Genomic DNA, 25,137 nt, shown 5'->3' with positions numbered 1-25,137 from the left:
GGCGCTTTCGAGCGCAGCTGCGCCCCGGAGACGTGTTGTCACGCCCAGCACGCCAGAGCCATGCAGACAGCGACCGAATACCTCGCGGAGGCCGTGCTGGACGAAGGTCCGGATTTCGCGCTCTACCGGGCGCGCGGGCCGGCGGGGCGGAGCGTCCTCGTCAAGGCCCTGAAGGCCGCTCACCCCTCGACGGCCGAGTACGAGGTGCTGCGGCGCGAGCTGGAGGCGACCCGGCTGGTCGGCTGCGACGTGGCCATGGAGGCGGTGCGGATCTGCACGTTCCATGGCCAGCCCGCGCTCGTGATCCAGGACGACGGCGCGACGCCGCTCGCCCGCCTCATGGGCACGCCCATGGATCTCGGCCGGTTCCTGAGGCTCTCCATCGCCATCGCCGACGCGCTGGCGACGATCCACGGGCGGCAGATCGTCCACCTCGGCCTCACCCCGCACCGCGTGATGCTCATGCCCGGCGACGACATCAAGCTGACCGGGTTCAGCCCCTGGTCGCTCTCTCCGGGCCGGTGTAGCCCCCGATCCGCCCGTCCAGCCCCCTGCACCTGGCCGTACCTGTCGCTCGAGCAGGGCGGGCGCCTCGGCGTGGCGATCGATCATCGGTCGGACCTCTACTCGCTCGGCGTGATCCTGTTCGAGCTCCTCACCGGACGGCTGCCGTTCGCCGCGAACGATCTGCTGGGATGGCTCTACTGCCACGCCGCGGTGGTCCCCCCGTCGCCGCTCGTGTCCGTGCCCGGGCTGCCCTCGACCGTCGCCGAGCTCGTCCTGAAGCTGCTCGCGAAGCTCCCCGAGGACAGGTACCAGAGCGCCGCCGGCCTCCAGCACGATCTCGTCCGGTGCCGGGAGGCGCTCCGGACGGAGGGGCGGATCGCGCCGTTCCAGCCGGGTCTCGCCGACGTGCCGCCGCCTCTGCGGCTGACCCCCGGGCTCTACGGCCGCGCCGGCGAGGTCGCGCGGCTGGAGGGCGCGGTGGCGCGGGTCGGGAGCGATGGCCGGACGGAGCTGGTCCTGATCTCCGGCCTCCCGGGCGTGGGCAAGACGCGCCTGGTCCATCGCCTGGGCGAGTCCGTCCGCGCGCCCGCGGCGCGCTTCACGGGCGGCAGGTGCGAGGCGGCCCCGCGCCATGCCCCGTGTGAGGCGCTCCTCGCGGCGCTGGACGGCGCGCTCGTCCAGGCCCTCGAAGAGGGCGAGGCGTCGCGCGCGGAGCTGCAGCGCGGCCTCGCGGGGGCGCTGGGCGCGAACGCGTCGCTGCTGGCCGGCATGCTCCCGGCGCTCGCCCGGATCCTCGGCCAGCAGAGCCCGCCGCCCGAGATTTCGCCCCCCGAGGCCGAGGCCCGGTTCCTGCTGGCGCTCGGCCAGCTCCTCGGCGCGCTCGCGCGGCCGGGGAAGCCGCTCATCGTCTTCCTCGACGATCTCCAGTGGACAGACGCCGATACGCTGAAGGTCGTCGAGCGCTGGGCGACCGACCCCGGCGTCCGCGACACGCTGATCCTCGGCGCGTACCGGAGCAACGAGGTCTCCGATTCCCACGCGGTGCGCCGGATGATCCGCCGGCTCCGCGAGCAGGACGTCGCCGTGACCGAGATCGCGATCGCCCCGCTGTCCGCCGACGCCGTGACTTCGTGGGTGGCCGACTCGCTGCGCGCCCCCCGGGAGGAGGTCGCCCCGCTCGCGGTGAGCCTCCACGAGAAGACAGGGGGAAATCCGCTGTTCGTCGCGCAGCTCGCGGGCACGCTCTACCAGGAAGGGCTGATCCGCTTCTCGACCACCGCCCGAGCGTTCCGGTGGGATCTCGAGAAGATCCGGGCAAAGAGGTGCTCGGACGACGTCGCCGAGATCATCGCCGCGAACCTCCGCAGCCTCGATGCGGGCACGCAGGACGCGCTGCGGCGGTTCGCCGTGTTCGGCGACGCCGCGGATCTGGCGACCCTGGCGCTCCTCCTCGGCTGCCCGGAAGACGCCGTCATCGAGCGCCTGCAAGCGGCCTTCGCGCTGCGGCTCATCGTGCGGATCGACCGCGAGATCCGCTTCCTGCACGACCGCATCCATCAGGTCGCCTACGAGCTCACCCCCGCCGAGCAGCGGCCCGAGGCGCACCTCGCCGCCGCGCGCGCCCTGCTCGACGGCCTCCCGCCCGACCGCATCGAGGCCCAGCTGTTCGAGATCGTCCGCCAGATCACCCGCGGCGCGTCTCGGATCACGTCGCCGGAGGAGCGGGCGCGGGCCGCCGAGCTCGACCTGCGCGCGGGCCGGAAGGCCCAGGCCGCGACCCACCACGCCGCGGCCATCGGGTTCTTCCTGCAGGGCGCCGAGCTGCTCGGGGGGGCGCGCGCCGAGCTCGCGTTCGAGCTCGACTTCGCGCTGGCCCAGTGCCGGTTCGCGACCGGCGAGCTCGCGGCCGCGGAGCGCATCTGCGCGTCGCTGTGCGAGCGCGCCTCCGGGCGGTGCGCGGCCGCGACCGTGTACGCCCTGCTCGCCGAGATCCAGGTCGCGCAAGGCGCGATGGACGCCGCCGTCGAGAGCTGCGTCGCAGGCTTCGGCCACTGCGGGCTCCCCCTGCCGCGCCACCCGGAGGCCGCCGCGGTGGACGCCGCCGTCGCAGCGGCCCTGGGTCGCCTCGAGGGCCGCGCCCTCGCCATCTCCGCCCTCCCGGACCTGCCGCCCATGACCGACCCGCGCACCCGGGCCGTCTGCGATCTCGCCGCCACGCTCTACCAGCCTGCTTACCACGCGAGCTGGGACGTCATGGCGGCCGCCGCCAGCGTCGCCGTGGAGCTCTCGCTGACGCACGGGAACACGAGCAGCTCCGCGGCCGCCTACGCGACCTTCGGGCTCGTCCTCGCCGAGCGGCGCGGGCGCCCCGCGGACGCGTTCGCCTTCGGCGAGGCGGGCTATCGGCTCGCCCAGCGCGAGGAGCACTCGCCGTACAGGCCCAGGGCGAGCTTCACGTTCATCGTCTTGCTCGGCTACCTGAAGATGCCGGTCCGACGCTGTCTGGAGCTCATGCAGCGCGAGCTGGACGCGGCGATCTCCGCCGGCAACTACCCTTTCGCGTGCTACTTCGGCCATCAGCTCGTCGCGCTCCGGCTGTTCGTCGGCGACTCCCTCGACGACGTCGCCGACGAGGCGACCCGGCGCCTCGCGTTCGCCGAGCGGACGAGCGGCTGGCTCGACCAGGAGGTCTTCCGCGCCCAGCTGCGCCTGATCGCGCGGCTGCGCGACCCCTCCGCGCCCGATCGCCCTGCGGACTGCGCCGTCGAGGAGCTCGCGCAGAGGTCGCCGGTCAGGGGCTTCCATGGCCACCTCCTCGAGCTGCAGGCGCGCCTGCACCTCGGCGATCCGGGCGGGGCCGTCGAGGCGGCGGAGCGCGCGGGCGCATTGCTGCAGGCCGCGCGCGGCTTCCTCGGGGCCGCCCAGCTTCACTTCTACGCGGCGGTCGCGCGCTCTGCCGGCCACGCTCGCGCGCCCCCGCCCGCCTGCCTCGAGGCCGTGCGCGCGCACCTCGCCCACCTGACGGCGCTGGCGGAGGTCTCCCCGGCGAACTTCGCACACCAGGCAGCCCTGGTCTCGGCCGAACTCGCGCGCCTCTCGGGCGATGAGCTCGCCGCGGAGCGCGCGTATGAGCAGGCCCTCAAGGACGCCCGCGTCGGCGGGTTCCTCGAGGTCGAGGGGCTCGCCAGCGAGCTCTGCGCGCGCTTCTACGAGCAGCGGGGGCTCGACACGGCGGCGAGCGCCTACCTCGCGCGCGCCCGCGACAGCTACGAGGCCTGGGGCGCGCGGGCGAAGGTCTGCGCCCTGCTCCAGCGGCACCCCGAGCTCGCGAGGCGGCCCGCGTCCGGGTGTGGCGACGTCAAGTACCTGGATATGCTCGGCATTCTGAAGGCCTCCCAGGAGATCTCGAGCGCGCTGGTCCTGCCCCAGCTGCACGCGCGGCTCCTGCGCGTGGCCATGGAGCACGTGGGCGCGCAGCGCGGCTGCCTGCTCCTCTCGTCGCCGGAGGGCCTCGTCCTGGCGGAGGCGAGCGGCGACGGCGAGCGCGCCTTCGGCCCCGCCGGCCGCGTCGCGACGCCGTCGCAGGTGCCCCTGTCGCTCTGCAGGGCCGTCGTCCGCGCCCGCAAGCCCATCGCGATCGACGACGCGGCTGCGCCGCACCGCTTCGCGATGGATCCCTATTTCGGCGATGCGCTGCGCCGTCGGCGCTCGGCCCTCGGCGTGCCCATCGTGCGCCAGGACGAGGCGGTGGGCCTGCTCTACCTGGAGAACGACCTGGTCCCGGGCGCCTTCTCCACGGCGGAGCTGGGCGTCCTCGATGTCCTCGCGTCGCAGGCGGCCATCTCGCTCGAGAACGCGCGGCTCTACGGCGAGCTCCAGCTGGAGAACGCGCAGCGCCGGCGCGCGGAGGCGTCCTTGCACGACAGCAGCTCGCTCCTGCAGACCATCCTCGACAACACGCCCGCCGTCGTGTTCGTCAAGGCCCCGGACGGGCGGTACCTGCTCATCAACCGCCGTTACGAGGACGTCGTGCACGTGAGCCGCGAGGACATCCTCGGCAAGACCGACCACGAGCTGTTCCCGACCGAGATCGCCGACGCGGTGCGCGCCAACGATCTCGCCGCGCTGCGGGAGGACAACCCCATCGAGAGGGACGAGTTCGTCTCGGCGCCCGACGGCATGCACGTGTTCCTCTCCCTCAAGTTCCCGCTGCGCCATCCGGACGGGACGTCGTATGCGGTGTGCGGGATCTCGACGGACGTCACCGAGCGCAAGCGCGCCGAGGAGATGCTGCGCCACTCGCACGCGCTGCTCGAGGCCACGCTCGACTCGACGGCGGACGGCATCCTCGTCGTCGACGACGCGGGCCGCCCCGTGCGGCACAACCGAAGGTTCAGGGAGATGTGGGGGATCCCCGAGCATGTGCTCCTCTCGCAGGACGACCGCCTGGCGCTCTGCGTCGATCAGCTCGCGGACTCGGAGCAGCTCCTGCAAGAAACAAAGACAGCAAGGACAGCGAAGACGGCGAAGACAGCGAAGACGGCGAAGATGACGAGGACGACGAGGAGCGTCGACGATCCTCGCGAGGCGAGCGGCGTCGACACCCTGACGTTCGACGACGGCAGGGTCTTCGAGCGCTGCTCCCAGCCTCAGCGCGTGAGCGGGCGCATCGTCGGACGGGTCTGGAGCTTCCGCGACGTCACCACGCGCGTGCAGGCCGAGCAGCAGCGGGACCGCCTGCTCGCGGACGAGCAGCGGGCGCGCGCCCGCGCGGAGGAGGCCGTCCGCGCGCGGGACGAGTTCCTCTCCGTCGCCTCGCACGAGCTCCGGACGCCGCTGACCAGCCTGCAGCTCGCCGTCCATTCGATGGAGAAGAAGCTCTCGCGAGGCGCGGAGGGCATCGAGCGGGCGCGCGCGTCGGTCGATCTCTCGCAGCGGCAGATCAAGCGCCTCGTCGCCCTCGTCGACATGCTCCTCGACGTCTCCCGCATCCAGGCGGGGCGCCTGGAGCTCGACCCGATCGAGATCGATCTCCGCGCGATCGTGGGAGAGGTCGCCACGTACCTGGACGACCAGCTCGCGCGGGCAGGCTGCGCGCTCGACGTGCGCGCCGCCGGGCCGGTCGTCGGCCGCTGGGACGCGCAGCGCATCGAGCAGGTCGTGACCAACCTGCTGAGCAACGCGATCAAGTTCGGCGGGGGCAAGCCGCTCGAGCTCACCATCGCGTCGGACGGAGAGATCGCCCGTCTCTCGGTGACCGATCATGGCATCGGCATCGCCGCCGACGTGCGAGAGCAGGTCTTCGAGCGGTATCGCCGGGGCGTCTCGTCGCGTCATTACGGCGGGCTCGGGCTGGGCCTCTACATCACGCGCACCATCGTCGAGGCGCACGGAGGGCGGGTGAGCGTGGCGAGCGAGATCGGCGAGGGCTCGACCTTCTCCGTCGAGCTGCCGCTCTCGCGCGACGTCAAGCCACCCTCGAACGGCCGGGAGCCGCGGCGGCGGCGGCGGCGGCGCTAGAGCAGTTGAGTAGTTGAGTAGCGACGAGGGCGTTGACAGCGGGCGCGCTGGCGCTACCCTGGGCACACCGGTCAGGAACAGGATCCGTCATTCCACCGACCGACGAGTCATGACGGGCCGCGCTAGCGCCTGGCGACGATGGACCTGAGAGCGTCCCTGACCCCACATGGGGTCTCGGGTGATGAGGTCGCGCCATGCGAAAGGCGGAGATCGAGGCCCTGGTGCGCGCGCACCGGGGCCGTGCCCGTCCCGTCGCGTTCTTTCATGTGCTCCGTCAGCCGTCGCTGGAGCCAGACGATCATGCCTTCCTGTCCGAGCACATCGACGAGCTCGGGACATCCGATCTCCTGCGCTGGAGAGCGCGCTGCGAGAGCGGGTTCAGCGGGCCGGTGATCCGGCAGCTCGCGCGGCTCGCGATCCAGGATCCCGCGCACTTCCAGCATGAGGTGCTGGGCGTGCCGCGCCTCGTGCTCGACGAGGAGGAGTGGATCGAGCTCTCGGATCTCGTGCGCGGCAAGGTCCCGGCGGGGATCTACGAGCGCGTGCTCGAGCGTTGCCGGCGCGAGCCTGTCCAGTGGCCCTCGGAGTTCATCCTCGCGCCCAAGGTCCACAAGGAGCTGCCGCCGCTGCTCGACGGGGACGAGCTCGACGGCCTGAACGGGGAGCGCCCCGCGCTGCGCGATCTGCCGGTCCCGAAGATCCTCGCTGCGAGGCGGGCCGGGGCGCTCTCGCTCGACGACGACGCGCTGGCCGCGCTGGCGATGGAGCGCGCGCGCGGCTCGAACGAGGACTGGAGCGTCGATATCCTCCATTTTCCCCCGGTGCTCCGGGACGCGATCCTCGAGAAGGCGCGCCGGACGCCGCGGGGCGCGGAGCGGGCGAACCTGCTCGGCTGGCTCGAGGCGCACGGCGTGGGGCGGGCCGCGCTGATGGACATCGCGCTCGGCGCGATCCGGGCGGGGGACGACGCGTATGCCGCGCTCTCCTGGCTCGCGCGCCAGCTGACGACGCGGGCGGCGTGGGACAAACACGGCCTGGAGACGCTCTCCACGCTGATGTCGAGGCGCGCCTTCTCGGAGATAGGCGAGCTCGTGACGCTCGCGTGGAGCGAGGCCAGCCAGGGCGGCAAGGAGGTCTCCCGCGGCTTCCTGGAGGCGATCCAGGTCGCCTTCGCGCTGGTGCTGCTCGGGATGGCGCGGGAGGCGCTCGCGGCGGGCCGCGAGGCGGGCGCGACGGCGGCGCTGTCGGCGCTCGCGTGCCTCGACCCGCCGTCGCGGGTGAGCCGCGCTGTGCACGAGCTCCGGCGGGTCCCGGGCGCGAGCCCGGACGTGGTGGAGCTCATCGCCGTGAACGAGCGGCTGGTGAAGCACAGCGACGCGCGCGACGCCTCCCTGGAGGGCTTCGTGGCCGCCCTCCACGCGATCGCCGACGCGTCTTCGTGATCGCCGCCGGCGCGGCGCCGCTCGCGGCGGCAGCAGCGGCGCGCCCGCTCGCCGCCGGCCGCGCGTGACGTAGCGCGGGGAGCAGCGAGCGGGGCGCGCCGCGCGGCGCGCCGTGGGCGAGCCGGGGCGCCCCCGGCGCGGCGCATGGAATCGTGGGGAGAGCGGCCGCCGCCTCCCCTCCCAGCGCAGGAGTCGACGACGGCCGCCGCCTCGAGCGCGGCGGCCGTTGATCGCCTTCGTTTCCAATGCGCTTCACGACAGTCGCCATCGCTTCCAATGCGATGAACGACGGTCGCCTTCTTTTTCAATGCGGGGGCCGGCCTTGCCTCCCCTCGAACGTCGACTCTGGAGGAGCACGCCGATGGCGTTCATCAACTATGCGAGCCGGGAGATCTACTGCAAGATCGTCTATTACGGGCCCGGTCTCTGCGGCAAGACGACGAACCTTCAGTACGTGTACGACCGGACGGTGCCGGCCGCCAAGGGGCGGCTCATCTCGCTCAAGACCGAGAGCGATCGCACGCTGTTCTTCGATTTCCTGCCGCTCGATCTCGGGGGCCTGTCGGGCTTCCGGACGCGCCTTCAGCTCTACACGGTGCCGGGCCAGATCTTCTACAGGGCGAGCCGGAAGCTCATCCTGAAGGGGCTGGATGGCGTCGTGTTCGTGGCGGACTCGCAGCGCGCCCGGCTCGACGCGAACATCGAGTCGATGGCGGACCTCTGGGACAACCTCGCCGAGGAGGGCCGCTCGCCCGGCCGGCTGCCGTTCGTCGTCCAGTACAACAAGCGGGATCTCGACGGGATCGCCGATGTCGCGGAGCTCCGGGAGCTCCTCAACCCGGACGGGGCGCCCGAGTTCGAGGCCGCGGCGGCGAGCGGCCGCGGCGTGTTCGACACCCTGAGGGCGATCTCGAAGCTCGCCCTCAAGGAGGTGCAGCGCCGCCAGCGGTAGGGCCTTCGCGAGCGCCGATCTCTTGCTGCTCGCGCGCGCCGAGCTCACCCTCCCGGAGGGAGGACACACCATGACACAGAGGCTCACATACCACGTCATGCCGGACCCCGACGGCTGGGGCTGGGTGGTCGCGGCCGAGGGCTACGTCACCCGCTCGCTCCCGTACGGCACGGTGCAGGAAGCGATCGAGTCCACGGAGGAGCTCGTCCGCCGGCACCCGGGCAGCGCGGTCGTCATCGACGAGCTGCCACCGCCGCTCACGCCGATCGAGATCGAGCATCGACTGGCGGCGTGACCGCGGCCAGCGCCGCCGCGGAGGCGCGCGGCCCGTGAGGGTACGGCCGGCGCGCCCGGGCGCGTCCCGCGGCGGCGCGAAAAAAAAAGCTCCCCCGTGTCGATCCGGCGCGCTTCCGTTCGTCGCCCTGCTGAGCGCCGGGCTTCCCCGGTAACGACCCCGTGGAGAGAGTGTACAAGCAGACAGCGTCATGACCGGAGCGAGGGCACGAACGAGCAGGGCTGCAGCGAGCACGCCGGCGCGTGAGGGCCACCGCTCCGGGAGACATCGAGAAGAGCGTCGAGCTGGACGACGGCAGCTCGTAAGCTCCCTGTCGGCCTATACCAAGGAGAATGTGGACATGCGTTTCATGATCATGCACAGGACCGACGCACAAACCGAGGCCGGCGCGATGCCGAGCCCCGAGTTCATCGAGCGTGTGGGGCAGATGATGGGGGACCTGGTGAAGACGGGGGTGCTGCGCGACGGCGAAGGGCTCCGCCCCAGCTCCGAGGGCGTTCGCCTCCAGTTCACCGGCGGCCGGCGCACCATCACCCGAGGGCCCTTCGGCGGCGCGAAGGCGGTCCCCGCCGGCTTCGCGACCCTGCGCGTGACGTCGCTCGACGAGGCGATCGACTGGGTGTCGCGGTTCGCAGCCCTGATCGGCGACGTCGACATCGACATCCGGCCTGTGACGGAGATGTGGGATCTCGGCGTGGCGCCGAAGCCCGAGGGGCTCACGACGACGCGGTACATGGCGGTCCACTGTCACGACGAGGCGGGAGGCGACGCGCCGCCCGCGCCGGAGCTGATGGCGGCGATGGGTCGCCTCATCGAGGAGATGACCCGGGCCGGCGTGCTGCTCGCGACCGAGGGAATGCAGCCGAGCGCGAAGGGCGCTCGTATCGTGTCGACCGGCGGCAAGCACAAGGTGACCGACGGGCCGTTCGCCGAAGCCAAGGAGCTGATCGGCGGGTACGTCATCGTCGATGTGCCGTCTCTTGACGACGCCAAGGACATCGCGCTCCGCTACGCGGACGTCATGGGCGACATCACGATGGATATCCGCGCGCTGTCCTGACGTAGGTCGGATGCTGAGAGCGGCGTCGTTCTGATGCGGCTCAAAAACTCCGATCCACCGCGAAATACACGGCGCTCGTCGCTTTCGTGATTGGGTCCGAGCTGCTCGGGCAACCATGGAGGTCATTCATTGATCCTCGGTCTCCGAGCGCCACTGGCCGCAGGGCCGCCGGCGCCGGAGGCCGAGGACCTTTCGCGGATCGCCTCGCGCTCCGCGTGCTCTGAAAGGAACTTTCCATGCGAACTTGCTTGTCGGCGGCGACCGCCGCCGCCCTCGTGCTCCTCGGAGCGTGCGTCGTGGAGGACGCCTACGGGCCGGAAGGGGAGATCGAGCAACAGGAAGGCTGGGATCAGCCGCTGACCGGCGACGGGCTGACCGCCACGCTGACGGTCGCGTCGGACTGGGGGACCGGGTACTGCGCCGACGTCGCCATCCGGAACACCGGAACCGCGACGACGACGACCTGGCGGATCACCACGAACATGAACGGCTCCACGCTCGTGAACGCGTGGAGCGCCACCACGAGCGTGAGCGGGTCGCAGCTGGTCGCCACGCCCGCGGCGCACAACGCGACCCTGGCGCCGGGCGCATCGACGAGCTTCGGGTTCTGCGCCAACGCGAGCGGCCCTGCCCAGCGCCCAGCGCTCGCCAGCGTGACGGCGGGCGGGTCCGGCAGCAGCAGCAGCGCCAGCAGCAGCAGCAGCAGCAGCAGCGCCAGCAGCAGCAGCGCCAGCAGCAGCAGCGCCAGCAGCAGCAGCGCCAGCAGCAGCAGCGCCAGCAGCAGCAGCGCTAGCACCGGCAGCGGCGGCTCCGGCGGCGCAGGCGGTTCCGGCGGCGCAGGCGGCTCCGGCGGCGCAGGCGGCTCCGGCGGCGCAGGCGGCTCCGGCGGCGCCGCGCCGACCGGGCATTACCAGATGGAGGACCTCGATCGCGGCGTGGTCGCCGTCAAGGTCTCGAACGGCGTCTACGTCGGATGGAGGATGTTCGGTTACGAGTACGACGCGGCGAACCCGAGCGCGATCTCGTACGATGTGTACCGGAACGGGACGCGCATCGCGAACGTCACGAACAGCACCAACTACCTCGATGCCGCCGGCGCCAGCGCGTCGACCTACACGATCCGGGCAGTGGTCGGCGGCGTCGCACAGGCCGCCTCCCCCGCCGCCGCCACGTGGGGCCAGAACTACCTCCGGATCCCTCTCACGGCGCCCGCGGGCGGAACGACGCCATCGAAGTGCGATAACGCCGGCGAGAGCTACTCGTACTCCGCGAACGACGCGAGCGTCGGAGACGTCGACGGCGATGGGCAGTACGAGATCATCCTCAAGTGGGATCCGTCGAACGCCAAGGACAACTCCCAGGCTGGCTGCACGGGGCCTGTTCACCTCGACGCCTACAAGCTCGACGGGCGGCGCCTCTTCCGCATCGACCTCGGGAGGAACATCCGGGCGGGCGCGCACTACACGCAGTTCGTCGTGTACGACTTCGACGGAGACGGCAACGCGGAGATCGCGGTGAAGACCGCCCCCGGCACGCGCGACGGCGCGGGCGCCTACCTCAGCCGAGGTCCCGCGGCCTCCGACGACGACGCGGCGGACTACAGGAACGCCGCGGGCTACGTGCTCACCGGCCCCGAGTACCTGACGGTGTTCAGCGGCGCGAGCGGCGCGGAGCTCGCGACCGTCGCGTTCGACGTGGCCCGCGGGACGGTCTCCTCGTGGGGGGACTCGTACGGCAACCGCGTCGATCGCTTCCTCGCGAGCGCGGCGTTCGTGAGCGATCTCGGGACAGGCCAGGACGCGAGCGGCAGGCCGGCGATCCTGATGGCCCGCGGCTACTACACGCGAGCCACCGTGACCGCCTGGAGCTTCCGCGGCGGCAAGCTCACCCAGATCTGGAAGGCCGACAGCAACGCGAACACCGCCTACACGGGCCAGGGCGCCCACTCCATGGTCGTGGCCGACGTCGACGCCGACGGGGCGCAGGAGGTGATCTACGGGGCCTCCACGATCGACAGCAACGGCACCCGGAAGTGCTCGACGGCGCTCGGGCACGGCGACGCGCTGCACGTCAGCGACTTCGTCCTCTCACGGCCTGGGCTCGAGGTGTTCATGCCGCACGAGGACGGCACCAAGCCGACCTACGACCTCCACGACGCGAACACCTGCGCGATCCTCAAGCAGGGCCCCGTCACGGGGGCCGACACCGGGCGCGGGGTGGCGGGCGACGTGCTCGCGAGCAACGCCGGCGCGGAGATGTGGACCAACTCCACGGGAGGGCTCCTGTCCGCGACCAGCGGGTCGAACGTCGGGAGCCAGCCGGCGTCGGTCAACTTCCTGATCTGGTGGGACGCGGACGAGCTGCGCGAGCTGCAGAACAACACGTCGATCACCAAGTACGGCGGCGGCTCGCTGCTCAGCTGCAGCCAGTGCGCATCGAACAACGGCACGAAGTCGACGCCGGCCCTCACGGCCGACCTGCTCGGCGACTGGCGGGAGGAGATCGTGTGGCGCGAGTCCGACAACTCGGCGCTGCGGCTGTATACAACGACGAACGTGACGACCCGCCGGCTCTACACGTTGATGCACGATCCCCAGTACCGCATGCAGGTCAGCTCGGAGCAGACCGCCTACAACCAGCCGCCCCACCCGAGCTTCCACATCGGCGGCGGAATGGCGGCGCCCCCCAGGCCGGACATCCACGTGAGGTGACGTCGACGCCCTGACCAATCCCCTCGTCCTATTGGCATTTGTAGCAAAAAAAGGTTTGAACAGGGAGACGGGGAGATTGGTGGGAATTTACTCCCCGTCTCCCGCCTCCCTGTGAATTTTTCCGAAAATTCGAGGGGATGCTCCAGGTCGACGCGGCGCGCTCGACAGGCGCGTCGGTCCTGTTACTTCCGGTACTGCGCGAGCGTCAGGCCGGCGTCCTCGGTGCCGTCGGCCACCAGGCCCGCCATGACCCGGGCGCCGGTCTCGTTGAAATGGGTGCCGTCGACCGAGCCGTCCGCCCGGACGAGGAAGAAGTCCTCGCCCGCCGCCACACACCCGATCGAGTTCAAGTGGGCGAGCGTCTTCGCGTTGAGATCGATGACGGCCACGTCCAGCTCGTCTCCGAGCTCCCGCATCGCCTTCGCATAGGCGCTCAGGCCGTTGCCGAATTCGTGGCTGTCCCCGGAGCACGATCGCCGCGGGGGCGGGGTGACCAGCACCGGCGTCGCGGCGCGCGCCTGCGCGCCCGTGATGTACTGCTCGAGGTACGATTTGAAGTCCGTCGCGGGATCCAGGTAATAGGGAATGGTCTCGCCGTCGCGCTCGTACGTCGCGGTCTTGTTGCTGTCGTTCGTGCCGAACTGCACAAGGAAGTAGTCTCCGCGCTGGATGTCCTCGAGGACGTCGTCGAGGCGGCCCTCCTCGATGTACCGGCGCGCCGTGCGGCCGCCGATGGCCCGGTTGTCGACGCGCACCCGCTCGTCGAAGAACTCTCCCAGCATCTGGCCCCAGCCCGCCTGGTGAAGGGCGCTGTTCACGTAGGTCTGAACGGTCGAGTCGCCGGCGATGTACACAGTGACGTCGGGCAGCTCGGCGCTCCCGCCGCCGCCTTCCGAGCCGCCTGAAGCGCTCGTCGCCCCGCCGGCCGCGCCGCCGGCGCCCCCCTCTCCCGCGCCGCCCACCCCCGCGGCGCTGGTGCCGGAAGCGCTGCTCGCTCCGCCCACACCGCTGCTGGCGCTCGTGCTTGCGCTGGTGCTGGCGCCGCCACCGCCGCTGCCCGTGGTCTGCGCGGCGGGGTGTTCGTCGGGGCCTCCCGAGCTGCAACCGCCCGACGCGAGGCCGATGGCGGCGGCGAAAGAATGAAGCACGACGGTCATGAAGATGGGCCGAATTCGCATGACGAGCTCCTGGAGGAAGACAGTGCACGGCGAGCACGCGTCATTGCGTGCCCGGAAGGACGTACGTGGCCAACGTGGGTGGAGAGAGCGCGAAGCGACCACCGAGCACCGCTCGATCCTCCCCACGTGCGCCGAGGCGGCTGCGATCAATCACGCGTCGTTCGATTTTCTCGCGGGGGCCTGGACCGTCGCGCCAAAGCGCAAATTTTCACGAGAATGACCATTCGACGGCTCGACGCAGTCCGGCGCGACGCCGGTCAGAGCTCGACGCCGAGCAGCGCGCCAGGCCGGAAACGGTACCGCGCAAGGACGGTCTCGGTGCCCTGCTCGAGCGCGAGATCGTAGCGGACGCGCGCGGGATCGAGCTCGACGAAGAGCTCGGTGAACAGCCGGACATCGCGGCTCAGCGGCAGCTTGGCGACGGCGCCGGCCACGAGCACGAGCGCGTTCGAGGCGCTCGCCCGGGCGGGGACGAACGACGGCGCGCCGGCGCTGCCTGGCCGCGGCGCCGCCTCGACATGATCGAGGCCCGCGCCGAGCCGCGCGCCGAGCTCGAGCGGCGCCGCGCCGGGCGTGAGGGCGTAGAGCCAGGAGGCGTCCGCGCGGAGCGCTATCGTGCGGAGATCGAGGCCGATGCGCGGCTCCTCGTAGCGGCGCTCGAACTGGTACTGGAAGCGCGCGTCGAGGGCGAGCCGCTGCTGCCCCGAGCTCCCGCCGAGCGCGACGCGAACACCGGGGCCGTGCGTCCAGCCGATCTCCGCCGAGTGCACCGTGACGCCGTAGAAGGCCCCGAGCTCCAGCGCGCCGCGCAGCGCCGGCGCCGCGTGGTCCGGCGCGCCGCCCGATGGCGCCGCAGGGTCCAGCGCGCCGACCGATGGCGCCGCCTGGCCCGCCGGCGCCGCCTGGCGGAGCACGAGCGCGCGCGCCTGGTCCCGATCGAGCGACGCGCGCGCGCCCCCGCGCAGCGACCGCAGCGAGAGCTCCACGACCTGGGCCACGGACTCGCGATCGAGCTCGTCGAAGCGGCCCGAGAGCTCGATCGAGCGCACGAGGAAGCGATCGGCCACGGGGTCGGTGAAGTAGAGCGCGGCGCGGCGCGGGTCGCTCACGTCGATCCAGCAGGAGAGCGCCACGCCGGAGGAGGCCCGCGCCGCGAAGAGCGCCGCCGCGTCGAACGTCGGCGCGACCCGGAACCGGAGCGTGAACGCGGAGAGCGCCTGAGATTCGAGCGCCGCCCGGATCACGCCCAGGTTCGGCGCGGGGCCCGTCAGCACGATCTCCACCAGCGGCGCGCCGGGCGACGCGGACGCCGGCGGAGGCCCCTCCTCCATGGCCAGGGCGCGCGCCGCGGAGAGCGCGATCGCCGCGGTGAACCCGAGCCAGATCGGCGCTCGCCCCGTGATCACCCTCCGAGCTCGGCGAGGCGGCGGCGGGCGTGCTCGACGTACGGCGAGCCCGGGTGCTCCCGGAGCAGGCGCCGCCAGGTCTGCGCCTCGTCGCCGGTGCGCCCGAGCGCCCGCAGGGCGCGCCCGCGGCCGTAGAGCGCCTCGACCGCGAGCGGGCGCGGGCCGGCGACGCCGAGGTACCGATCGAACTGCGCGAGCGCCGCGGCAGCAGAGCCGCTGCTCAGGAGCAGGCCGCCCAGCGATACGAGGGAGAGCGTGGCCTCGGGCGACGACGCGAACCCCTTCTGGAGCGCGCGGTAGAGCTCGATGGCGCGCCGGGAGCGGCCGGCGCGCCGCGCGTCGTTGGCCTCCCGGAAGAGCTGCTCCGCCGTCGAGGCGGTCGGAGAAGCGCTCGGAGAGGACGCCGCCGCGCTCGACCCGCGGGCGGCCTCGCGCGGCTTCGGAGCGGCCGGCGCGAGCTCCGGCGGCGCCGCTCCGGTGGGCGCCGGCGCGGCCTCGCCCTCGGACGGAGCGGCCGCGGAGGGTGCGGCCGCGCGCGGACGGGCCACCGCCGCGCGCAGCGAGGGCTCGAGCAGGCGAGCGGACGCCCCTACCTGCGCCGCCGGGCGCGGCTGGACGAGCGCCGAGGTCGCGAGCGACACCCCGGCGACGAGGACGGCCGCCGCGGCGTAGAGCCAGGCGCTCCGGGTCCTTCCGGCCCAGCGCCGCCCCGCGAGGACGGTCCCCGGCCGAGCGTCGTCGTCTCCGCGCCGGACGTCGTTGTCGGGCCGCACGGGCGCGCTCGCGAGCCGCACGGGCGCTCCTCCGCGCCGCCGCCGCGCCGGCGCTCCCTCGCACGGCAGGTCGATCACGGCCCCGCCGATCGCGGCGTTCGCGATGCGCGCGAGGAGCTCTGCGTCCCCGGGCTCCGCAGCGCCCGCGGCGTCGAAGTCCAGCGCGAGCACCCAGCTGATCCGGCACGACGCGCAGGTGCCGAGGTGGGCGTCGAGGGCGAGCCGGTCCGGCTCGGTCGCGACGCCGCGGCGCACCCGCGTGAGGAGCTCGCTCCGACAGTCGGCGGTCATGGCTCCCTCCCCCGGAAGAGCTCGGCCAGCTTCGCGTTGTTGGCGAGCGCGCGCCGCAGCGCCTCCTTGCCGAGGCGGAGCCGGCTCCAGACCGTGTTCGGAGAGACGCGGGCGAGCGCCGCGATCTCGTCGACCGTGTAGCCGAGCACGAAATGGAGGGCCAGCGCCTCCGCGGTCGCCTCGGGCATCCTGTCGAGCACCTCGAGCACCATCTTACGCCGCCGGCTCGAGACCGCCTCGGCAAACGGCGACGCGCCGCTCTCGTCCGGCGCCACGTCGATCGGCGCGTCCGGCTCGTCGAAGCGCGCGCGCACGCTGAGGCGCCGGCGCGCGCCGAGCGCGGTCATCACGGCGATCCGGTTGGCGAAGTGGAGCACGGTGCACTCCGCGCGAAAGGACGGCAGCGCCTGGAGCAGCGCGAGCACGGCTTCCTGGGTCACGTCCTCGACGTCGGGGTGATGAGGGCCGAGCACCTTCCGCACGCTGCGCAGCATGGCGCCGCCGAGCTCGGTGATGAGCGTGCGGATCGCCGCCGGATCGCGCGCCGCCGCGGCGCGCGCGAGCCCGAGCAGCTCGTCCGCCCGCGGAGGCGCTCCCTCCGGCGGCGCGTGGAGGTCAGTCACGGGGTTTCGCATTCTGGCGACGAGGGTTGATGCCATGAGTCCCGATCATCAGGGCGCGCAGCGCGGAGCCCAGCGGCGGAGGCGCGACTAGGGCCCTCCGGACCGCGGCCAGCCGTCGGTGTCCCACGCCAGCTCGGAGATCCGCAGCGTGGGGGCGCCGTTCGATTGCGCGTCGTAGGCGTGATAGACGTTGTAGGAGCGATCGCCGGAGAACAGCACGGCGTTGTGCCCGGGCCCTCGCCAGCGGGAGCCTCCTTCCACGACGATGCTGCCGCCGCCGGACATCATCGGTGTCCCCTTCTTGTCGACGTACGGGCCGGTGATGCTCGTCGAACGACCGACGGCGATCTTGTACGTGCTGTCCGCCCCACGGCAGCAGGCGTCGAACGAGGCGAACAGGTAATAGAAGCCGCAGCGCCGGACGATGAAGGGCGCCTCGAGCGCCCCGCGGGCGTCGGGGCGGGAGGCGAGGGCGTGGAGCTCCTCGTCGGCCCGCTCCCCCGACGGGGCGAGCTTCACCATCTTGATACCGCTCCAGAAGCTCCCGAACACGAGCCACGGCGTCCCCTCCTCGTCCATCGCGACGTTGGGATCGATCGCGTTCCAGTCGTCCCGCGCCGCGCCGTCGTTGGAGCAGATGGCGGCGCCGCGGTCCGTCCAGGGACCTGCCGAGTCGAGCGAGGCCTTCGTCGCGTGCCCGATGCACGAGCGGTTGCTGCCGAACGTGGAGGCGGAGTAGTAGAGATGGTAGGTGTCCCCGAAGCGTGAGATATCGGGCGCCCACAGGTCGCTCACGCCCGGGACCTTCTCTTCGAGCCAGGCGGGCTTCTTGTCGAACACCCGACCGGCGGCCTGCCACGCGGTGAGGTTCGACGAGCTCTTCATCGGGAGCCTGTCCCCCGTATGGAACAGGTAGTAGCGGTCGCCGGCCTGGATGATGGCCGGGTCGTGGGTCCCCAGGTTCCCGGACAGGGGCAGCGCCTCGGGCGGGCTCGCCGGGTCGTAGAGGGCATCGGCGCACCTGTCCGCGGCCCCTCCCGCGCCGCCGCTCCCGCCAGCGCCGCCGCTCCCGCCAGCGCCGCCGCTCCCGCCAGCGCCCTCGGCGCCACCCATCCCGGCCGTCGCGCTCGGATGGCCTCCCGCGCCGCTGCTCGCCGTGGTGGCGGAAGCGGTGGTCGTGGCGCCGGCGCCGCTGGCGCCGCTGTCCTGGCCGCCTGAACCGGAGCCCTGCACCGAGGTCTCCGTGCTGCAGCCCGCGAGCGTCGCGACGACGCCGATCAGGAGGCTCCACGCGAGCGCGCACACCCGTCGTCGCCGTGACCTGCAAAGCGTGAGACGCATCTTGAACTCCTGAGGCTCCATGGGCGGATCGTCCGTCGAGGTGCTGGCCATGGGGTCGGCTCGATGTCCTCCGCACCGAGTCGTCCCGCTCTCCCACGTGGGCCGGAGCGCCCACGATCAATCACGGGTTGCTCGAGCTTCTCGTGGAGCGCCAAAAACCGTCTTCGAAGAAATTTTACACCGAGACGGCGTTGCCTCGAATCATCGTGCGACGCGTTGAGCTTCGTAGATGTCAGCCACCCCGCTCCGCGTCGACGCGAAGAACAGGACGGCCCCGTCGGGCGAGAGGTGTGGATCGGTGTCGCGCTCCGCGGGAAGGTTGAGCGGCTCACCGAGCGACTCCGCCTCTTCGAAGGCCGCGTCGGTCGACGGCCGTCGCGCCCAGAACAGGTCTCCTCCGCCCTCGCGGCTCGATCGGAACAGGATCTGGCGGCCCTCGTCGAACAGGAACGGAGCGTGCTCGTCGCCCGCGCCGTCCAGCCCGGGGAGCGGGGCGAGCGCGCCCCAGGGGTCCTCCGGGCGTTCGCGCGACGCGATGGCGATGTACGTCTCGGCGGCCGGAGGCTCGACGCCGACCACGACGCGGAGCTCGGAGGGATCGACGTGGGGCGACATCACCTCGCCGTCGTCGGCGACGAGCGAGTCCACGTGGGCCGGCGCGCCCCACGGGTCGTCCCGGCTGGCGCGCTCGGCGCGCCAGATGCCCTTGGGGGCGCGCTCGCTGAAGAACCAGATCCTCAGCCCGTCCTCGGAGACGCAGGGAGTGTCCTCGACGCTACCGGCGCCGTTGAGCGCCTCCACGGCGCGCGGCGCCTCCCACGCCGAGCCCGGCGCCGCCCGCCGCGACGCCCAGATATCGCGGCTGCCGGCGCGATCCGACATGAAGTAGATCTCGAGGAGATCGCCTGTCAGCGTGGGGTCCTCTTCCCTGGAATCGCTGTTCAGCTCCGTCACCGCCGCCGGCGCGTCGAACCTCGGCCGCTCCGGCGCGCCCGCCGCCCCCCCTCCCCCGCCCTGCCCGGGCGCGAGCACGCCGATGACGAAGCGCTGGTCCTCGCACCCGGCCCCGCCGAGCGCGAGCCAGAGCCCGCACGCCACCGTGATCCCCCGGGATCGGCACCTCATCCACCCCCGTTCATACGCGCCCAAGTGCGCTGGATCGAGCCCCGTCCCTGCCGGCGCGGGCGGGTCGCCTCACCCGATGCCGGCCTCGCTGGGCGGCCCGACGGCCGCGTCTCCCCCGGCGGCCTCGATCGGCACGCGGGGGAACCACAGCGCCGCGATGAAGCCGGTGATGCCCATGGCCGCGATGATCCAGAACACCGTCGCGAGGCCGGACGTGAGCGCCTCCCCGAGGTGCTGGACGATCGACGGATCGAGGCCGCGCGCCCCCTCCGCCGTCAGGAGCCGGCTCGCCGCGTCCGCCGGGATCGACGGGTCCTTCGCGAGCTGGGCCGTCAGGACGCCGCCCATGATGCCCACCGCCACGACGCCGCCGAGCAGCCGGGAGAACATCGTGCTCGCGGTGGCGATCCCGCGCTGCTCCCACGCCACGCTGCTCTGCACCGCGATGAGCAGCGCGACGTTGGACAGCCCCATGCCCACGCCGAAGACCAGCGTCGTCGCGCGGAGCATCAGCGGCGTGTCGTGCGTCCCGCCGAGCGCGAGCGCGAGCCCCGCCGCCGCCGTGACGCCGAGGCCGATCCAGATGAGCGGGCGGAACCCGACCCGGGGGATGAGCCGCCCGCCGATCGCGCTCGCGATCGGCCAGCCGATGAGCATCGGCGCGATGGCGCTGCCGGCGTCGGTGGGGCTGCCGCGGAGCACGCCCTGCACGAAGAGCGGCACGAACGTGATCGTGCCCATCATCGCGCCGCCGAGGATCGCGCCGGCCACGTTGGAGATGAACATCACCGGGCGCCGGAAGAGCGGCAGCGGGATCATCGGCTCGGGGGCCCGGCGCTCGACCGCGAAGAACACGGCGAACAGCGCCGCCGACGCGACCGCCGCGAGCAGCGTCGTCTCCCCGCCCAGCCTCCCGGTGGCGAGCAGCAGCGCGACCACGCCGGCGGTCAGGAGCGCCGCGCCGAGGAAATCGAGCTCGTGAGGCCGCCTGTCGATGCGCTCGTGGAACGAGGTCGCCACGAGCGCGACGGACGCGGCGCCGAACGGGATGTTGACGTAGAAGACCCAGCGCCACGAGAAGTAGTGCACGATGAGCCCGCCCACCATCGGGCCGATGATGCCGAACAGCCCCCAGGCGGCCCCGAAGACGCCCTGGATCCGCGCGCGCTCCTTGAGATCGAAGATGTCGCCCGAGATGGTCATCGCCATCGGCTGCATCGCCCCGGCGCCGGCCCCCTGGAGGGCGCGGAAGGCGATGAGCTGCGGCATCGATCGCGCCGCGCCGCTCGCGATCGAGCCGAGCAGGAAGACGGCGATGCCGAAGAGCATGATCGGCTTGCGGCCGTAGATGTCCGACAGCTTGCCGCAGATGGGCACCAGCACCGACGAGGTGAGCAGGTAGGCGGTGGTGACCCAGGCGTACTGGTGAATCCCGCCGAGATCGCCGATCACGGTGGGCATCGCGGTGGCGACGACGGTCGATTCGAGGGCGGCCATGGCGAGGGCCAGGATCAGCCCGGCGACGGTGAGGGCGCGGTGGGTCGTGCGTTCTGAGGCCATGCGGGTCGTGGGGATGTGGTGTGGATGAGCCGGCGCGGCAAGCGGGACGGAGCGCTTGCGCCGCGCGCGCCGCTCGCCGCCGGAGCCCCCCCCACGAGGTGGTGCGGCGGCGTTGCGACCCGGACCTCGTCACGGGGGTGCAGCGCTTCTGGGACGACGAGATGTTCGGCTGCGCCGGCAGCGTGACTTCCCCTGACCACGCGGACCTTTGCAAGACCGGCTATCACGTGTGCAGCGCCGACGAGTTCGTCGAGAAGAACGGCTACGGCTCCACGAACGCCGAGGCGCCGAAGCATCACGACTGGACCGACGACAACCTCAAGTACACCGGCGTGGGCTCGGGGAGCCGCTCCGCGGCGCCGACCGGCATCAGCTGCGGCGAGAGCACCCCCATGCGCGAGTGCTCCCCCGATGGCGTCGACCCCGAGGGGAACCAATGCAACTGGGTCAACTGCGGCCACGTCGACAGCACCCAGAAACGCTACTTCGGCGGTTGCGCGGGAAACACCACGGCCGGCACGCTCTGCTGCAAGAACTGACCGACAACGCGCGCGCGTCGGCCCGAGCTCCTCCGTGTCGCCGGTCGCTCGCCCGCACCCGCGCCTGAGCGGCGGCCAGCGCCGCGCACATCTACCGATCGGGCGACAGCGTCGTCATAACGACCCAATCCACCATCCATCGCCGCTCGCGCTTCCGTCGCCAAACGCACGGCGTCGAGCTGTTCACCGAGAGAGAAAGCCGCATGTCCGGAAAAGAAGCCTCCTCCAAGGAAGGCAGGCTGATATCGACACTAGAGCGCTTGCTCGAGCTGCCGGCGGCCAACCTGAGGCAGTCGCTCAACCAGGCGAGCGACCTCCTCGCCAGCGCTCTCGGCGCCGACAAGATCGACATCTTCCTCTTCGACCCCAGCAGGAACACGCTGCGTGCCCTGGGGACGAGCAAGACGCCCATGGGCCGGCTCCAGCGATCGCTCGGGCTCGACATCCACCCGGTCGCCAACGGCGGCTCGATTGCCCGCGTCTTCACGACCGGCGATCCTTACATCACCGGGCATTCGGAGCAGGAGCCCAGCGAGCTGCCCGGCCTTGTCCACGAGCTCGGCGTCCGGTCGCACATCGCGGTCCGGCTCGTCGTCGAGGGCGAGCGGCGCGGGGTCGTCTCTGCTCACTCCGCCGCGCCGGAGTTCTTCTCCGACGAGGATCTCCGCTTCCTCGGCGCGGCCACGCACTGGATCGGCGCCCTGACGCACCGGGCGGAGCTCGTCGAGCAGGTCACCTCCGCCGCGCTCGCGCAAGGCCGGCGCCAGGCCGCGGAGGAGCTCATCACCGTGCTGGCGCACGATCTGCGGAACTACCTGAGCCCGCTCATGGGCCGCCTTGGTATGCTCCACCATCGCGCGGAGCTCGACGGCCGGGTCGACGACGTGCGCGACGCCGACCGGGCGACCAGCTCGGTCGCCCGGCTCGGCCAGCTCATCTCGGATCTGCTGGACGTGGGGCGCATCGAGCAGGGGCTCTTCGAGATCGCCCCTGCGCCCATGAACCTCCCCTCGCTGGCGCGGGAGATCGCCGCTGCGCTCGGTACACCCAGCGTCGAGATCCGCGTCGAGGGACCGCCGGAGCTCGTCGTCGCGGCGGACAGGGATCGCCTCCGCCAGGCCCTGGAGAACCTCGTCAGCAACGCGATCAAGCACTCGCCCCCGGGGACGTGGGTCCTCATCAAGCTCACAAGCGAGCTGATAAAGGGGATGGAGTATGCCCACGTCGACATCGTCGACCGCGGATCCGGCGTGCCGCCGGAGATCCTTCCCCGCATCTTCGACCGCTTCGTCACGAACGGCCATGCGTCGGGGATCGGCCTCGGGCTGTACCTGGCGAGCAGGATCGCCGCCGCCCACGGGGGCACGCTGGCCGTGAGCTCCCCTCCTGGAAACGGCGCGACGTTCCGACTGAGCTTGCCCGCGAGCGGACCGCCCGTTCGTCGGGACGAGCCGTGATCGCGCTGCGGCAGCGGCGCAAACGCCCTCCGCGCCTGCAAGCGCGGCGCTCCTCTGGACGACCCCAGGCTCACGCGTAAGATGGCGCGCATGCCGCGCCCCCCCGCCACGCCCGACGACCCCGGCCCGCCGAGCCTCGCGGCCTCCACGGAGCCCCGCATGACGAAGGGCGAGGTGCTGGCGGTGCCCCGGATCGAGCTGTGCGTCGAGCGCGAGGGGGGCAAGCCCGCGAGCCGGGTCATGGTGCTCGACGGCGATTTCATCCGCATCGGCTCCCACCAGAGCAACGACCTCGTGCTCGCCGACCGCGCCGTCTCCCGCTTCCACTGCATCCTCGAGCGCGTGAAGTCCACGTTCCGGCTGACGGACGTCGGCTCGCTCAACGGGACGACCATCGCCGGCGTCCGCGTGCGGGACGCCGACGCCATCCTGCCGGAGTGCCGCATCGAGCTCGGCGAGTCGGTCGTGCGCATCCGCGATGCCGACGCCGTCGCCGAGACCGAGCTCGCGCGCGCGGTCAGCTTCGGGGCGCTCCAGGGCGTGTCGGTCCCCATGCGGCGCCTCTTCCCCGTCCTCGATCGCGTGGCGAAGAGCGCGCCCGACGTGCTGATCGAGGGCGAGAACGGCACGGGCAAGGAGGTCATCGCCACCGAGCTCGTCCAGCGCGGCGCCCGCGCCGACAAGCCGCTCGTCATCGTCGACTGCGGCGCCATCTCGCCGAGCCTCATCGAGAGCGAGCTGTTCGGCCACGTGCGCGGCTCCTTCACGGGCGCCACGCGCGACCGCGCCGGCGCCTTCGAGGAGGCCGACGGCGGCACCGTCTTCCTCGACGAGATCGGCGAGCTGCCGCTGGAGATGCAGCCGAAGCTCCTCCGCGCCCTCGCCTCGCGCGAGGTGCGCAGGCTCGGCGAGAGCCGGGTGCGCAAGGTCGATATCCGGGTGATCGCCGCCACGAACCGGCGCCTGGAGCGCGAGGTGAACAGCGGCCGGTTCCGCGAAGACCTCTATTACCGCCTCTCGGTGCTCACCGTGCGCGTCCCGCCGCTCCGGGAGCGCAAGGAGGATATCGGCCTCCTCGTCCACTGCTTCCTGAACGAGCTCGGCGCCATCGACAAGGTGCACCTCTTCCCCCCCGAGGTCATCGAGGACATGAAGCGCTACGACTGGCCCGGCAACGTGCGAGAGCTGAGGAACTACGTCGAGCGCCGCGTCGTGCTCGGCGAGGGCGCCGCCATGGGAGCGACGGCGCCGTCCGAGCGCAGCTCCGCGCCGCCCCCGGGCGCCGCGCCGCAGGGCGCCGCGCCCGGCGAGCCCGCCGCCAACATCGAGATGCCCTTCAAGGAGGCGAAGGACGCGATCATCGACCAGTTCGAGCGGCGCTACCTCGCGGCCCTGCTCGAGTGGTCGAACGGCAACGTGAGCCGCGCCGCCCGCAAGGCAGGGCTCGACCGGATGTACCTCCACCGCCTCCTCCAGCGCCACGGGCTGCGCCGAGCCGCCGCCCTCGACTGAACCGCGCGCGGGCGGCCACCACCCGCGCCAGCTGTAGCGGGGCCAACCGGAGGCCGCCGCTCTTGCGATAGAACAGGGCGCAGCGGTGCTGCACATGTCACAGTCGCGTCGCAATGGCGCGATCCGTCCGTGTGCGCAACCTCGCAAAATCTCTGAATATTTCAGAAACCGATCTGCTCCTCTGGCTCGCGGAGCATGCGCCAACGACGGAGCTCCGCCACCCCGCGGACTTCCTCCCGGCGGAGCTCGCGGGGCAGGCTCAGCAGGCGCTCGGCCGCGCCCCGCCGTCGGCGCCGGCGGAGGAGCCGATCGAGCGCCGCTGCGCCGAGTGCGTGAAGCTCCCGGCGAAGGCCGGGCTCCGCGTGGTCGAGGTCGGCGCCGACGCCGTCTGCGACCTGTGCGGCAGCTCGGCGAACAAGCGGGCGGCGCTCGCGATGATCGGGGCGTTCCGCGCGCGCGGGCTGCGGAGGCTGCTCGTGGTCGGCGGCGGGCCAGGCACGTCCGAGGACCTGCGGCAGCTGCTCGCGGGCGAGGTCGACATCCGCATCGTGGACGGAGAGGGCCACCGCAATGCGGCGAAGGCCGACGCCGATCTCCGCTGGGCCGACGTGGTCGCGGTCTGGAGCTCGACGATCCTCTCGCACAAGGTGTCGAAGCTCTACACCGATCAGCGCGCCAGCTTCCGCGAGAAGCTCGTGACCGTCCCGAGGCGCGGCGTGGCCGCGCTGTGCATGGCCGTCACCGAGAAGGTGGGCGCGCCCGCGGGATGACCGGCGCCCGGCCTCCCCGCCTGCCCTCCGCGGGGCGGCGCTTCACCCTCGCTCGGGCGGTTGTTCGGCAAGCGC

At 72.2% G+C, this 25,137-nt stretch carries 17 protein-coding genes; 10 read left to right on the top strand and 7 right to left on the bottom strand.

Annotated elements, in window-relative coordinates:
• The first annotated feature begins 60 nt into the window (after window positions 1–60).
• The 6 genes from WMF14_RS08375 to WMF14_RS08350 all read left to right on the top strand — a co-directional run bounded on the left by WMF14_RS08375 (window position 61) and on the right by WMF14_RS08350 (window position 12,487).
• Window positions 61–6,027: a PAS domain-containing protein gene (locus WMF14_RS08375; RefSeq protein WP_437799866.1), complete on the top strand. Its 5,967-nt coding sequence runs from the start codon at window positions 61–63 to the stop codon at window positions 6,025–6,027.
• 194 nt (window positions 6,028–6,221) lie between these two features.
• Window positions 6,222–7,469 carry a hypothetical protein gene (locus WMF14_RS08370; protein WP_437799864.1) on the top strand — a complete coding sequence of 416 codons (1,248 nt, stop codon included), beginning with the start codon at window positions 6,222–6,224 and terminating at the stop codon, window positions 7,467–7,469.
• Window positions 7,470–7,830: 361 nt separating this feature from the next.
• On the top strand, window positions 7,831–8,421 hold the full coding sequence (locus WMF14_RS08365; RefSeq protein ID WP_437328236.1) for a GTP-binding protein: 591 nt from the start codon (window positions 7,831–7,833) through the stop codon (window positions 8,419–8,421).
• 70 nt (window positions 8,422–8,491) lie between these two features.
• Window positions 8,492–8,716, top strand: a complete 225-nt coding sequence (locus WMF14_RS08360; protein WP_437328235.1) for a DUF2188 domain-containing protein — start codon at window positions 8,492–8,494, stop codon at window positions 8,714–8,716.
• Window positions 8,717–9,056: 340 nt separating this feature from the next.
• On the top strand, window positions 9,057–9,776 hold the full coding sequence (locus WMF14_RS08355; RefSeq protein ID WP_437799862.1) for a YciI family protein: 720 nt from the start codon (window positions 9,057–9,059) through the stop codon (window positions 9,774–9,776).
• 236 nt (window positions 9,777–10,012) lie between these two features.
• On the top strand, window positions 10,013–12,487 hold the full coding sequence (locus WMF14_RS08350; protein WP_437799860.1) for a cellulose binding domain-containing protein: 2,475 nt from the start codon (window positions 10,013–10,015) through the stop codon (window positions 12,485–12,487).
• 182 nt (window positions 12,488–12,669) lie between these two features.
• Here WMF14_RS08350 and WMF14_RS08345 read toward each other — a convergent pair whose 3' ends face one another.
• The 7 genes from WMF14_RS08345 to WMF14_RS08315 all read right to left on the bottom strand — a co-directional run bounded on the left by WMF14_RS08345 (window position 12,670) and on the right by WMF14_RS08315 (window position 20,784).
• Window positions 12,670–13,665: a rhamnogalacturonan acetylesterase gene (locus WMF14_RS08345; RefSeq protein ID WP_437799858.1), complete on the bottom strand. Its 996-nt coding sequence runs from the start codon at window positions 13,663–13,665 to the stop codon at window positions 12,670–12,672.
• 257 nt (window positions 13,666–13,922) lie between these two features.
• Window positions 13,923–15,071: a hypothetical protein gene (locus tag WMF14_RS08340; RefSeq protein ID WP_437799857.1), complete on the bottom strand. Its 1,149-nt coding sequence runs from the start codon at window positions 15,069–15,071 to the stop codon at window positions 13,923–13,925.
• Complete coding sequence (locus WMF14_RS08335) at window positions 15,068–16,135, bottom strand: tetratricopeptide repeat protein (RefSeq protein ID WP_437799855.1); 1,068 nt, start codon at window positions 16,133–16,135, stop codon at window positions 15,068–15,070. Before WMF14_RS08335 ends, WMF14_RS08340 begins: the two co-directional genes overlap by 4 nt.
• A complete protein-coding gene (locus WMF14_RS08330) occupies window positions 16,132–16,758 on the bottom strand; it encodes an RNA polymerase sigma factor (RefSeq protein WP_437799853.1) in 627 nt (208 codons plus the stop codon). Before WMF14_RS08330 ends, WMF14_RS08335 begins: the two co-directional genes overlap by 4 nt.
• An 87-nt stretch (window positions 16,759–16,845) precedes the next feature.
• Window positions 16,846–18,150: an arabinan endo-1,5-alpha-L-arabinosidase gene (locus WMF14_RS08325; protein WP_437799851.1), complete on the bottom strand. Its 1,305-nt coding sequence runs from the start codon at window positions 18,148–18,150 to the stop codon at window positions 16,846–16,848.
• Window positions 18,151–18,300: 150 nt separating this feature from the next.
• Window positions 18,301–19,224, bottom strand: coding sequence for a TolB family protein (locus WMF14_RS08320; RefSeq protein ID WP_437799849.1), 924 nt, complete (start codon window positions 19,222–19,224; stop codon window positions 18,301–18,303).
• Window positions 19,225–19,293: 69 nt separating this feature from the next.
• Window positions 19,294–20,784, bottom strand: coding sequence for an MDR family MFS transporter (locus WMF14_RS08315; RefSeq protein ID WP_437799847.1), 1,491 nt, complete (start codon window positions 20,782–20,784; stop codon window positions 19,294–19,296).
• A 101-nt stretch (window positions 20,785–20,885) separates the two neighbouring features.
• Here WMF14_RS08315 and WMF14_RS08310 point away from each other — a divergent pair, with 101 nt between their 5' ends.
• From WMF14_RS08310 to WMF14_RS08295, 4 genes are all read left to right on the top strand, one after another.
• Window positions 20,886–21,323: a hypothetical protein gene (locus WMF14_RS08310; RefSeq protein ID WP_437799845.1), complete on the top strand. Its 438-nt coding sequence runs from the start codon at window positions 20,886–20,888 to the stop codon at window positions 21,321–21,323.
• A gap of 203 nt (window positions 21,324–21,526) precedes the next feature.
• The gene (locus tag WMF14_RS08305) at window positions 21,527–22,780 is read left to right on the top strand and encodes a GAF domain-containing sensor histidine kinase (protein ID WP_437799843.1); all 1,254 of its coding nucleotides are present in this window, start codon (window positions 21,527–21,529) and stop codon (window positions 22,778–22,780) included.
• 90 nt (window positions 22,781–22,870) lie between these two features.
• Entirely contained in the window at window positions 22,871–24,292 is a 1,422-nt protein-coding gene (locus tag WMF14_RS08300; RefSeq protein ID WP_437328224.1) for a sigma 54-interacting transcriptional regulator, read from the top strand.
• Between the two features lie 131 nt (window positions 24,293–24,423).
• Window positions 24,424–25,062, top strand: coding sequence for a hypothetical protein (locus WMF14_RS08295; RefSeq protein WP_272101147.1), 639 nt, complete (start codon window positions 24,424–24,426; stop codon window positions 25,060–25,062).
• The last annotated feature ends 75 nt before the right edge of the window (window positions 25,063–25,137 follow it).

Source organism: Sorangium sp. So ce693 (genome assembly GCF_051521375.1).
Lineage (GTDB): Bacteria > Myxococcota_A > Polyangia > Polyangiales > Polyangiaceae > Sorangium > Sorangium atrum.
Note: the sequence above shows the minus strand (reverse complement) of the source record. Positions and strands in the feature narration are given on the sequence as shown.

Excerpts from the sequence above, each read along its gene's own strand:
- WMF14_RS08375 (WP_437799866.1), top strand. The coding sequence starts at position 61 with ATGCAGACAGCGACCGAATACCTCGCGGAGGCCGTGCTGGACGAAGGT.
- WMF14_RS08370 (WP_437799864.1), top strand. The coding sequence starts at position 6,222 with ATGCGAAAGGCGGAGATCGAGGCCCTGGTGCGCGCGCACCGGGGCCGT.
- WMF14_RS08365 (WP_437328236.1), top strand. The coding sequence starts at position 7,831 with ATGGCGTTCATCAACTATGCGAGCCGGGAGATCTACTGCAAGATCGTC.
- WMF14_RS08360 (WP_437328235.1), top strand. The coding sequence starts at position 8,492 with ATGACACAGAGGCTCACATACCACGTCATGCCGGACCCCGACGGCTGG.
- WMF14_RS08355 (WP_437799862.1), top strand. The coding sequence starts at position 9,057 with ATGCGTTTCATGATCATGCACAGGACCGACGCACAAACCGAGGCCGGC.
- WMF14_RS08350 (WP_437799860.1), top strand. The coding sequence starts at position 10,013 with ATGCGAACTTGCTTGTCGGCGGCGACCGCCGCCGCCCTCGTGCTCCTC.
- WMF14_RS08345 (WP_437799858.1), bottom strand. The coding sequence starts at position 13,665 with ATGCGAATTCGGCCCATCTTCATGACCGTCGTGCTTCATTCTTTCGCC.
- WMF14_RS08335 (WP_437799855.1), bottom strand. The coding sequence starts at position 16,135 with ATGACCGCCGACTGTCGGAGCGAGCTCCTCACGCGGGTGCGCCGCGGC.
- WMF14_RS08325 (WP_437799851.1), bottom strand. The coding sequence starts at position 18,150 with ATGGCCAGCACCTCGACGGACGATCCGCCCATGGAGCCTCAGGAGTTC.
- WMF14_RS08320 (WP_437799849.1), bottom strand. The coding sequence starts at position 19,224 with ATGAGGTGCCGATCCCGGGGGATCACGGTGGCGTGCGGGCTCTGGCTC.
- WMF14_RS08315 (WP_437799847.1), bottom strand. The coding sequence starts at position 20,784 with ATGGCCTCAGAACGCACGACCCACCGCGCCCTCACCGTCGCCGGGCTG.
- WMF14_RS08305 (WP_437799843.1), top strand. The coding sequence starts at position 21,527 with ATGTCCGGAAAAGAAGCCTCCTCCAAGGAAGGCAGGCTGATATCGACA.
- WMF14_RS08300 (WP_437328224.1), top strand. The coding sequence starts at position 22,871 with ATGCCGCGCCCCCCCGCCACGCCCGACGACCCCGGCCCGCCGAGCCTC.